This is a genomic window from Dyella sp. ASV21, assembly GCF_016428975.1.
In the GTDB taxonomy this organism is placed as follows: Bacteria; Pseudomonadota; Gammaproteobacteria; order Xanthomonadales; family Rhodanobacteraceae; genus Dyella.
Map to the genome: position 1 here is coordinate 1 of NZ_JAELTT010000101.1, position 10,548 is coordinate 10,548.

8 protein-coding genes are annotated in these 10,548 nt (G+C 64.3%); all 8 read right to left on the bottom strand.

Going from position 1 to position 10,548, the window contains the following annotated elements:
- On the bottom strand, positions 1 to 780 hold a 780-nt coding region (locus tag JHD67_RS19960; RefSeq protein WP_199100921.1), incomplete at its 3' end, for a carbohydrate ABC transporter permease.
- Positions 777 to 1,655, bottom strand: a complete 879-nt coding sequence (locus JHD67_RS19965) for a sugar ABC transporter permease (protein ID WP_199100922.1) — start codon at positions 1,653 to 1,655, stop codon at positions 777 to 779. The genes JHD67_RS19965 and JHD67_RS19960, both read right to left, overlap by 4 nt.
- Entirely contained in the window at positions 1,652 to 2,935 is a 1,284-nt protein-coding gene (locus JHD67_RS19970; protein ID WP_233172122.1) for a sugar ABC transporter substrate-binding protein, read from the bottom strand. The genes JHD67_RS19965 and JHD67_RS19970 overlap by 4 nt, the downstream gene beginning before the upstream one ends.
- A 29-nt stretch (positions 2,936 to 2,964) precedes the next feature.
- Entirely contained in the window at positions 2,965 to 4,467 is a 1,503-nt protein-coding gene (locus JHD67_RS19975; RefSeq protein WP_199100923.1) for a glucoamylase family protein, read from the bottom strand.
- Between the two features lie 66 nt (positions 4,468 to 4,533).
- On the bottom strand, positions 4,534 to 7,551 hold the full coding sequence (locus tag JHD67_RS19980) for a TonB-dependent receptor (protein ID WP_199100924.1): 3,018 nt from the start codon (positions 7,549 to 7,551) through the stop codon (positions 4,534 to 4,536).
- A gap of 18 nt (positions 7,552 to 7,569) precedes the next feature.
- Positions 7,570 to 8,631: a LacI family DNA-binding transcriptional regulator gene (locus JHD67_RS19985; RefSeq protein ID WP_343214405.1), complete on the bottom strand. Its 1,062-nt coding sequence runs from the start codon at positions 8,629 to 8,631 to the stop codon at positions 7,570 to 7,572.
- Between the two features lie 260 nt (positions 8,632 to 8,891).
- A complete protein-coding gene (locus JHD67_RS19990) occupies positions 8,892 to 9,647 on the bottom strand; it encodes a prolyl oligopeptidase family serine peptidase (protein ID WP_199100928.1) in 756 nt (251 codons plus the stop codon).
- An 84-nt stretch (positions 9,648 to 9,731) separates the two neighbouring features.
- On the bottom strand, positions 9,732 to 10,301 hold the full coding sequence (locus JHD67_RS19995) for a hydrolase (RefSeq protein ID WP_199100926.1): 570 nt from the start codon (positions 10,299 to 10,301) through the stop codon (positions 9,732 to 9,734).
- Between the last annotated feature and the right edge of the window lie 247 nt (positions 10,302 to 10,548).

Here is a 10,548-nt window from a genome sequence, read left to right on the forward strand (position 1 = left end):
GCGTTGCATGGCGAGGAACAACGCCAGCACGGGGATCACGGTGATCACCGAGCCCGCCATCATCAGCTCGCTGTCCTGTGCGTGCTCGCGCGAGAGCGAAGCCAGGCCGATCGGCAGGGTGTAGTGCTCCTGCCCCGTCAGCGCGATCAGTGGCCACATGAAGTCGTTCCACGCAGTGAGGAAAGTGAAGATCGCCAACGTCACCATGATCGGCTTGAGTAGCGGCAGCACGATCTGGCCAAAGATGCGCGCCTCGCTGGCGCCGTCGATGCGCGCCGCCTCCAGCAGTTCATCGGGAATGCTGCGCGCGTACTGGCGCACCAGGAAAATCCCGAAGGCCGTCGCCATGGCCGGCACGATCACCGCCGCATAGCTGTTCACCAGCCCCAGGTACTTGAGCAACAAGAACAACGGCAGCATCGCCACCTGTGCGGGAATCACCAACAAGCCGAGCAGCCCGCGAAACAAGCGTTCGCGGCCAGCAAACCGCAGCTTGGCGAAGGCATAGCCCGCCATCAGGTTGCACGCCAGCGAGAGCACCGTGATGGCCGTGGCCACCCACAGGCTGTTGAGCAGGTAGCGCCCCATGCCCGCGCGCACGAACAAGGCTTCGTAGTTGCTCAGCGTGGGATGGCTAGGCCATAGCGGCGGTGGTAAGGCGCTGGCCGCGCCGGGCTGCATGAAGGACACCGACAACATCCATAGCAGCGGAAACAGCGCCACGATGCTCGCGCCGATCAACAGGCCGTTGATGACCGCCTTGGCGGCGCGCTGGCTCATGGCGCCTCCTTGCGACGACCCGCGCGCAACATCAGCGCGGTCACGCCGAACATGATCACGAACAACAGGAAGGCCACGGCCGACGCGGTACCGAAGTTCCACCACTGGAAGCCTTCGTTGTACATCAGGTAGAGCACGCTGGTGGTGCTTTGCAGCGGGCCGCCCCAGGTCATGACATAAGGCTCGGCGAACAACTGGAAGTAGCCCGACACCGTGAGAATGGCCACCATCAGCAAGGTCGGCTGCAACATCGGCAGGGTGATGTGGCGAAACTGCTGTGGCACCGAGGCACCGTCGATACGTGCCGCCTCGTAAAGATCCGCCGGAATCGCCTGCAAGCCAGCCAGGAAGATGATCATGTTGTAGCCAAAGTTCTTCCATACCGCGAACAGGATGATGCTGGGCATGGCCCAGTGCGGATCGCCCAGCCAGTCCACCGGATGGATGCCGAGCAGACCCAACACGTAGTTGGCGAGGCCGTACTTGGTATTGAGGATGTAGCGCCACACCACCGCCACCGCCACCACCGTGGTCACCACCGGCGCGAACAGCGCCGTGCGGAAGAATGCCTTGCCGCGCGCCAGCGGCGAGTTCAACAGCAGCGCGGCGCCCAGCGAAGCGGCCATGGACAGCGGCACGCCCACCAGCACGAAGTACAGCGTGTGCCACAGCGCCCCCCAGAAGCGCGACTGATGCAACAGCTCCCAGTAGTTGCCCAGCGCCACGAAGCGCAGATGGCGAATGTCCGCCAGCGCATACAAGTCGTAGTCGGTAAGGCTGAGCCCCAGCGCGGCCACCACCGGCAGCACGAAGAACACGCCCAGCACCAGCAGGGCCGGCGCGAGGAACCACCAGGCGGCGCGACGCGAATTCATGGCGACGTGCCTTGCGCGCCGCGATCGTGCGCGAGTATCCAGCGGCGTTTCTCCAGGATGCGATCGGCGCGCCGGTCGATCTCGGCCGCGGCTTGATCCACCGAGAGGCGTCCGGCCACCGCTTCGGCCGCCACCAGCTGCATCTCGTTGACGATCTGCTCCCACTCCGGCACGGCGGGCGTGGGCTTTACCTGTTCCAGCTGTTCGCGGAAGGCGCGTACCTTGGGATCGTTGCGCAAACGTTCGCCATCCCACGCACTGCGGCGCGCGGGCATGTCGCCGAGCAGGTCATAGAAGCGCTGCTGCACATCGGGGCGCGACAGGTATTCGATCAGCGCCCAGGCCGCGTCCTTGTTGGCCGAGCGTCGGAAGATCACCAGGCTGGAACCACCCGCCGCACCCACGCCCGCACCCACGGGACCGGGCAAGGGCGCGGTGGACCAGTCATCTTGCTGCGAGGCCGGCAGGCGCTGGCGAAATTCGCCGATATTCCATGGCCCGGAGAAGTAGAACGCATACACGCCCCGGCCGAATTCATCCCATGGATTGCCCGCCTCCATCGCCGTAATCGGCGGTGCCTGCCGTGAGCGGAAGATGTCCACGTAGAACGCGAGCGCGCGCTTGAATCCCGGGCTCTGGAAGTTGCCATAGCGATTGTCGTCACGCAGCAGCGGATCGGGCTGCTGCAAGGCCAGCGACATCAGCTGCTCGAATTCGTTGGTGGGCAACAGGATGCCGTAGATGCCACGCTCGGGATGGCTGAGCGCGGCCAGCGCACGCCGCCATTCGGCCCAGTCGCGCGGCGGCGCGTCGAATCCAGCGGCCTTGAGCAGGTCGGTGCGATAGAACAACAGGCGCGTATCCACGTACCACGGCACGCCATACAGCTGACCGTCGACGCGGTTGGTGGCCCAGATCGCAGCAAAGTAATCGTCCGGGCGAACCATCGCGGAGGCATTCACGCGCGCCTCCAGGGGCTCCAGCGCGCTCAGCGCGGCGAACTCCGGCAGCCACGTATTGCCCAACTGGGTCAGGTCGGGCGTGGAATCGCCGGCGAAGGCGGTAAGCAATTTCTGATGCGCCGCGCTCAGCGGCAATTGCTGCGTCTTGACGCGAATATCGGGATGCTCGCGTTCGAAATCCGGCAACAACTTCATCACCGCCTCGCCTTCGCGCCCAATGGTCCAGAACACCAGGGTGCGCGGTTCGTCGGCGTGCGGCCCGCACGCCGCAAGCAAACCCAGCACCAGCGCGGCAAGCGCGCCGCGCCAGATCATCATGCCAAGGCTGCGTGGCGTTTGAGGCATGCTTACTTCGACGCGTTATCCAGCCAGCCGCCAGCGAAACCCGCGCGTTCCAGGCCTTTGCGAACATAGGGGTTCTTGCGCATCACGTTCCATACGAAACCGCTGCGCCAATTTTCGATCATCACCACGATAGGGCCTTGGTCAATGCCGATGTGCTTGTCGTCGGCCCAACCCATGCCCGGTACCGCGCGACCTTCCTTGGGCGTCATCTCGGTGCCATAGCTGGGGTTGAACGCGTCGACGAATCCGTAGCGATTGTAGATGTCCTTGCCGTAGCGCGCTTTCATTTCCATCAGTGCGGGCACCACGATCTCCGGCGCGAAGGCGATCGAGCCGCCGGCCGCGGTGGGCGCGATGGTGCCATCGTCGGAGATGTAATCGATGCCGGCACCGCGCGCGGTGTAGCCATAGAACGCGCGCGTGCTGCCATCGTCGCGCTTGACCACCGCATCGCCAGGGCCGTTGCAGGCGGTGAGGCCCCACACATTCTCGCCATAACCGTTCCAGTGATTGGGGTTGGCGATGGCGTAGGCCCGCTGGGCATAGGCCGCCTCGCGGCTGTTCTTGAAGTAGTCGGTGTGGTGTTCGCGTGCCCAGGCATCCTGGATGCCGCGGAAATCGATCCAGGTGTGGCTGTACTGATGACCGAACATCGGTGCGAAGTTCAGAAAGGTGCGGCCCTGGAACGGACCCCAGAACTCGGGATAGGTCTTGGTCCATGCGGGCCACGCATCGTCGCCGACCGGATGCGTGGGCGACCCCAGCGCCAGCACATAGACCAGCATGCCTTCGTTGTAGCCCTTCCAGTTGGCGGGGATGAACTTGCTGCCCGGTGTCCAGCCCATGCTGATCAGCGGCGCCTTGGCCTGCATCCAGGTCCAGTCGACACGGCGATAGATCACATCGGCCAGCTCGCGGATCTGCTTTTCCTTGGGCGTGGCGCGATCGAAATACGATTGCGCGAACAGCACGCCGCCGAGCAGCAGCGTGGTGTCCACGCTGGACAGCTCGACCCAGCGCGCATAGCGCTTGCCGGTGTGCATATCCAGGAAGTGGTAATAGAAACCATGGAAGCCGGTGGCTTCGTCCTCGCTGTCATCCTGCTGCGCATCCTTGAAGAATTGCAGCGTGAGCAGCGTGCGCTCGATGGCCTGATCGCGCGTGATGTAGCCGCGTTCCACGCCAACGCCGTAGGCCGTCAGCGCAAAGCCCGAGGAGGCGATGCTGGCGAAGGAAGGCCCCGGATAGTGATCGGGTACCAGAGCCGTCTTCGGGTCGGCGCTATCCCAGAACCACTGGAACGTGCGCTTCTGCAGGTCATCGACCATCGCCTGCTGCGCGGCGGGCAACTGCGCGTAGTGCGCCGGTTGTGCCGTATCGGCGTGGCCATAACCCGCCACCAAGGCCAGCAACGCGCCGGCGATCAGGGGAAGGAATCGGGAACGCGACAATAGGCGCACGGCAAGGCTCTCCAGATAAAGGTAGCGGCGGATGCCGGGGGGCATCCGCCGCCGAGTGCAGACCGGTCTTCGGGGGAGGAAGGAGAAGACCGGCTGCGTTACAGGTGAAACTTAGAACTTCAAACCCACTTCGAACTTGAACGTACGCGGCACGAAGGTGATGTTGCCGGTCGGGTTGTAACTCACCGACGTGCTGCCGGGTGCGAACGTGGTGAGGTAGTCCGAGTAGTTGTGCCAGTTGAACACGTTGAGCACATCGAAACGACCGTACAACGTCATCCCGTGGCCGAGATCGAAGTCCTTCGTGGCCTGTAGGTCGATATCGCGATAACCCCAGATCTTGCCGCCCAGCAGGAAGCGCGAGCCATGCGGAATGGCCGCGACCGCCTGGCAACTACTGCCATTGGCGAGCGTCACGCCCGTGTAGCAAGCGATGCCGTCGTACGGCAGCGGCGTGGCCAGGGTGAATTTGGCGGACAACACCGTGCCCCACGGGCCATCCATGTTGCCCGTCGCCACGAAGCGGTGTTTGGCAGCCGCATTCGAGGTGATGAAGGGGTAGTCCTGGATGGTGGCGTAGTCGAACGAGTAGTGCTCGTTGATATCGCGGTTCTGCTTGGCGTTGGTGTAGGTGTAGGCAAACGTGGCACCCCAACCCGAGGCCTTGTCATACGGCTTCTGGGCCGACAGCAGGAGCTGGGTGGTACGCGTGGCGATGCCGTTATTACCGATGATCAGACCGCCAAAGCCCGGAATGCCGTTGCCCCATGGCTGGCTGTTCTTCTTGAAGAACGAGCCGTCCGGGTAACGGTTGCCCAGCGTGAAGGCAAAGCCGTCGTAGCTCAGGATGCGCGTTACGGTGGCGTCGGTGTGCCAGTCGCCGATCTGGTTGGACATGCCCAGGCTGTACTGATCCGAGTACGGTGCCTTGAGGTTGTTATTGAGCATGTCTACTTCGGTGCCGGCATTGGACGCCGCGCCGAGCAGCGCCTGCAGGTTCGGCAGGCCGTTGAGCAACGCCGGGTTCCAGTCGTAGCACGGCGCGCTGTTGCGGTGGCACTGGCCGGTTGCCGGATCCTTGAAGTAGATCGTGTACTGCGGCAACGCCGACTTGGTGGTTTCCAGCTGCAGGTAGTCGTACAGGTCGCGATCGTAGGCGCGGCCGTAGCCGCCATGGATCACGTGCTCCTCGTCACCGTTGAGGTCGTAGGAGAAGCCCAGGCGCGGCTGCCACTCGCCCTTATAGGCGGAGCGATTGCTGCCGTTGCTGATGTAGTCATTGATGTTCACGCCGCCCTTGGCGAGCGTCTGCGCATAAGTCTGACCGGCCGGAGCGTTCGGGTCCTGGCTGTTGAATGCGGCGACCACGTTGGCCGGCGTCACGAAGTCCACGTAGGACGGCGTGCGCTCGTAATCCCAACGCACGCCGAGGTTCACCGTGAGCTTGTCGTTCACCGACCAGTCGTCCTGGATGAAGGTACCGAGCTGGCGGCTCTTGGTGGTGACCGACGGCGTAAGGCCCAGGCCGAGCACCGGCTTGGTGAAGAACGCCTTGTACGGCGTGCTCGCGGTGCCATCCGGCGTCACGTTGTAATAGAACTGCGGATTGATGTCGGCGGCATCCGCCGCGTTCAGCGTGACGTCCTTGAGCTTCACGCCCATCTTCACCACGTGATCGCCGTGCCACTGCAGGTCGTTGAAGGTGAAGCTGTCCTGCAGCGCCGGACCGCGCTGGCCCTTGTTCTGCGTCGCCAACGGGTTGGCGCCGCCAGCCATCACGATGATCGGATCGTCGGTGGGACGCTGCCAGGTGTACACGTAGCCATTGCCTTGCGTGACGGCCGTGGGTGCGTTCTTGGCGTCTTCGTAGGTGAACAGCAGCTCGTTGAAATACGCCTCACCGCTATGCTGCCAACGCAGCGAATAGCGCTTGTCGTCGTTCTTGATGTTGTACGCCGCCTGCGGGCCGCTCTGCTGGCCGGCACCCATGCCGTCGAGCTGCGTTTCATTGCGGATCTGCGCGCTCATCTCGAAGCGGTCGCGGTCCGTCGGCTCCCAGTCGACCTTGGCGAAGTACAGATCTTCCTGGAACGGCAGGTTGGATGGGCCCAACTGGCTGGCCGCCGAGGCCGGCAGGTACGGCACGCCCGGCGAACCGTCGGAACTCGGCGCCACCGTCACCGGCGTGTCGAAGCGCTTGGCCTCGTACGCCATGAAGAAATGCATCTGGTCCTTGATGATCGGACCGCCGACCGCAAAGCCGTATTCCTTTTCGTTGGAAGCGGTCTTCTTGCCTGCCGCCTCTTCTCCCGGCGTCTCCGCGCGGAACGAATCGTTCGTATAGCGGTAATAGGTTTCGCCGTGGAACTCGTTGGTGCCCGACTTGGTCTGCGCCGTCACCGCCGCGCTGGAGAGCTGGTCGTATTCCGCCTTGTAGTTGGAGGTGATGACCTTGTATTCGCCAATCGCCAACTGCGGGAACGGATTGCCCTGGCTGCTGCCCTGGCCGCTCACGCCGCCTTCCTTGACGTAACCCTTCTGACCCACGCCGTCGATGTAAACGTTTACAGAGCTATTGTTCATAGCACCGCCACGCAAGGATGTGTGGCCGGCCGAATCAACCGAGAACACCATGCCCGGCACGCTGTCAGCGAACTCGAGGAAGTTGCGCGACACCTGCGGAATCGTGTCGATCTGGCGCAACGAAATGGTGGCGCCCACTTCCGGCGTCTTCACTTCCTGCAGCGTCGTGGCCGACACGGACACACCGCCAAGGCTCTTGGCTTCTGCGGCATTGGCGCTGGTCGGCGCTGGCTGACTCAGATCGAGCGTGGCGGTGGAGGCCACGGTCAGGGTTACGGTGCGCTCGGTGCCTGCGCCCGCATCCACCTGATAGGTGCCGGGCGGCAGACCGACCAGCGCGTAGCCGCCCTGGCCATCGGTCTTGGTGCGACGCACGGCACCGGTGGCCACATTCTTGGCAGTGACGTCGGCATTGGCCGGGCCTTTACCGCGCAGCGTCGCGTTGGCCGTCTGCGCCCACGCAATGGTGGGTGCGGCGACCGTGGCGATCACCGTGCCGGTGATAAGGCTGACAAGCAGTTTCTTCTTGAGATGCAGCAACTTCATGGCTCCCCTCCAAAACGATCAGACATCGGTTGGGCTTTTAGGTTGGTATGGATTCTTGGGTGACGCGTCATCACGGCTACTGCCGCAGGTTTCCCGGATCACGACCGCGCAACCGAGCGTGTCCGAGGTGGTTGACTGGGCGTGGCCATCCAATAGCGCGGCCAGTCGTTCGAGCGCGCTGCGACCCAACTCGGCGATGTGCACGCTGACCGTGCTCAACGACGGGCTGAGATAACGCGCAATGGGGATATCGTCGAAACCGGCGAGCGCGATGTCCTGGGGCACGCGCAAACCGGCTTCCTTGAAGGCGTACAGGCAACCCAGCGCCATCATGTCGTTGGCGGCGAACACGGCACGCGGGCGCGGCGACTGCGCCAGGATCGCGCGCCCGGCTTCATAGCCCGACTGCTCGGTGAAGTTGCCCTGCACGATATTGAGCGGTACGCGGGACGCAAACGTGGCCATGGCCTCGCGATAACCCAGCTCGCGCTGCTGCGAGTCGTAGTTGCTGCCCGGACCGGAAATGAGAGCCACATCGGCGTGGCCCGCGGTGGTCAACAGGTGCTGCACCATGGCATAGGCGCCGCCGCGGTTATCGATGTTGAGCACACTCCAGCCATCGGCATCGAGCGGGCTGTTCATCAGCACGGTGGGTACATCTTCGGGCAGGTTTGCCTGCAGGAAATCGGCGTCGACCCAGGGCGAAAGGATCAGCATGCCGTCGACGCGCCCCTGCATGGCGCGCATCGCGTTGGCGGCGTCTTCCACACCGTCGTGCGAACTCGACACCAGCAGCTGCAGGCCACGCGCACGCGCCGCGAGATCGATGCCGCGAATCAGCTCGGAGAAGAATTCGCCATACAGGTCCGGCAGCAACGCACCGATGGTGTGCGTGCGGCGCGTGATCAGGCTGCGCGCCGCGTTGTCGGGGATGTAGCGCAGACGCTTGGCCGCGACGCGTATGCGATCGAGCGTCTCGGCGGTGACCCCGCCCTGGCCGTTGAGTGCGCGCGACACCGAGGCCACGGACACCTTGGCCTCACGCGCAACATCTTTGATGGTCGCTTTCTTGGTCGTCACGGTGGCTGCGTCGCAAGGCATGACCGGAGGGTCACGGCGGCGCCAACGTAAACGTTTTCATGAAACCTTGTAAAGAACCCGCCATATGCTCTTTCGCTGCAACGCAATATTTCTTCGCGTTTAGGCGCGCGCCCTCGCCATGGCAAGTCTTTAATTACAGCGTTTCTGGCGCCATGCCGCACTGGTATGCACCGCAACAAAAGCGCGCCCGGAGAGGGGCGCCACACGCCCTGCCGAGGGGGCTTTGCACCCGCCCAAGCTCATTCCGACCGGGCGAGGCGGTGCGAGAACACCCACGGCCACAAGGCTGGCGAGGCATAGGCCGGCACCCAGGAGCCGTGATTGACCCCGGGGAACAGGGTGAAGCGTACGTCGCTGTGGGTGGTGCGCAGCGCCGCGTACATCGCGCGCGAATCTTCCGGCGACACCACGTCATCGGCAGCGCCATGGAAGATCCAAACCGGCATGGGCGCCACCCGTGATGCCACCCAGGCATACGGATCGCCACCGGCGGGCACGCCATGCACCGCCAGTTCCCGCATATCGCTGGGCGCGCGCACGCCACCGCAAATCACCACGGCTGCCGCGAACAGGCGGGGATGATCGACTGCCAATTGCCAGGCGCCGTAGCCACCCATGGAAAGCCCGGTGAGATACAGGCGCTCGCGGTCGCCGTGGTACGTCTGGATGCTGGCTTCGAGCGCAGCCAGCGCAGCGCGCTCCGGGGCGCCGTCCCAGATGGTGTCGTCCGGCGCCTGGGGCGCCACCACCACGGCGGGGAAATCCTCGCCATGTTGCTTGAGCCACGGCGGCAGGCCCTGGCTGAGTTGCGCCTGGTTATCTCTGCCGCGCTCACCGCTGCCGTGCAGGAACAGCACCACCGGCCATGCACGCTCCGGCGACCAGTCGCGCGGCACGAACACTTGGTAGGGAAAAACGTGGCCGTCCACCGTGACCGCGCGCGCCTCAAAGCGCGCCTCGCCAGCGTGGGCGCTCATCCCCATGCCGAGCGACATCGCCACGGCCCACCCTTTTCTGTGCTTCGTCGTCACCGCGCTCTCCCCGGCCTAGGCCGGGGAGAGTACCCAGATGCGTGCGGATCAGGCCAGCGCCGCCAGCACCTGCTCGGTGGAGCGCACGCGACCAAGGCGCGGAAAGATGTTCTCCACCGCAAAGCGGTGGTGCTCCGCATGGCCCGAGCTCATGGCGTCCTCCACGAATACCTGCTGGAAGCCCAGCTCGAACGCATGCCGCGCGGTCGACTCCACACCGATGTTGGTGGCAATGCCGCCCAACACGATCTGGCTTACACCGCGACGACGCAGCTGCAGTTCCAGTTCCGTACCGTAGAACGCGCCCCACTGGCGCTTAAGGATATGGATATCACCCTCGCTGACCGACAGCTCCTCGGCATACTCCAGCCAATCCGCCGGCAGCGCTCGACTGGGCGGCACCTGGTCAGCCAGCGGGCGCAGCATGTCGCGGCCATCGGCGGAAAAGCCCACGCGCACCAACACCACCGGCGCACCCAGTTCACGGAAGCGGGCGGCGAGGCGTCCGGCGCGTTCGTTCACCTCCGACGCCGTATGCGGCCCAGCCGCAAAGGGCGCAATGCCCTTCTGCAGATCGATCAACACCAGCGCGGTGTGCTGCGGGTCCAGCTTGTCCATGGTCGTGCTCCACGAAATGCGACGCCAACAAGCACACTGCAAGGCTTGCCTGGACATCGGGGTGACAGTAAAAGCGTGCTGGTCGCATGGCCCCGGGAGCAGCCCGGGAGATCATTCGCGACGACGCCGTGCGAAGATAGATATGTGAGGACTGTCTCTTATACACATCTGACGCTGCCGACGACAACGTTCAAAAAGGGGGGGGGGGGGGGGGGGGGGGGGGGGGGGGGGGGGGGGGGGGGGGGGG

Coding starts and splice junctions, on each gene's coding strand:
- JHD67_RS19975 (WP_199100923.1), bottom strand. CDS start 4,467: ATGCCCCCCGGCATCCGCCGCTACCTTTATCTGGAGAGCCTTGCCGTG.
- JHD67_RS19980 (WP_199100924.1), bottom strand. CDS start 7,551: ATGAAGTTGCTGCATCTCAAGAAGAAACTGCTTGTCAGCCTTATCACC.
- JHD67_RS19965 (WP_199100922.1), bottom strand. CDS start 1,655: ATGAATTCGCGTCGCGCCGCCTGGTGGTTCCTCGCGCCGGCCCTGCTG.
- JHD67_RS19990 (WP_199100928.1), bottom strand. CDS start 9,647: ATGTCGCTCGGCATGGGGATGAGCGCCCACGCTGGCGAGGCGCGCTTT.
- JHD67_RS19995 (WP_199100926.1), bottom strand. CDS start 10,301: ATGGACAAGCTGGACCCGCAGCACACCGCGCTGGTGTTGATCGATCTG.
- JHD67_RS19970 (WP_233172122.1), bottom strand. CDS start 2,935: ATGATGATCTGGCGCGGCGCGCTTGCCGCGCTGGTGCTGGGTTTGCTT.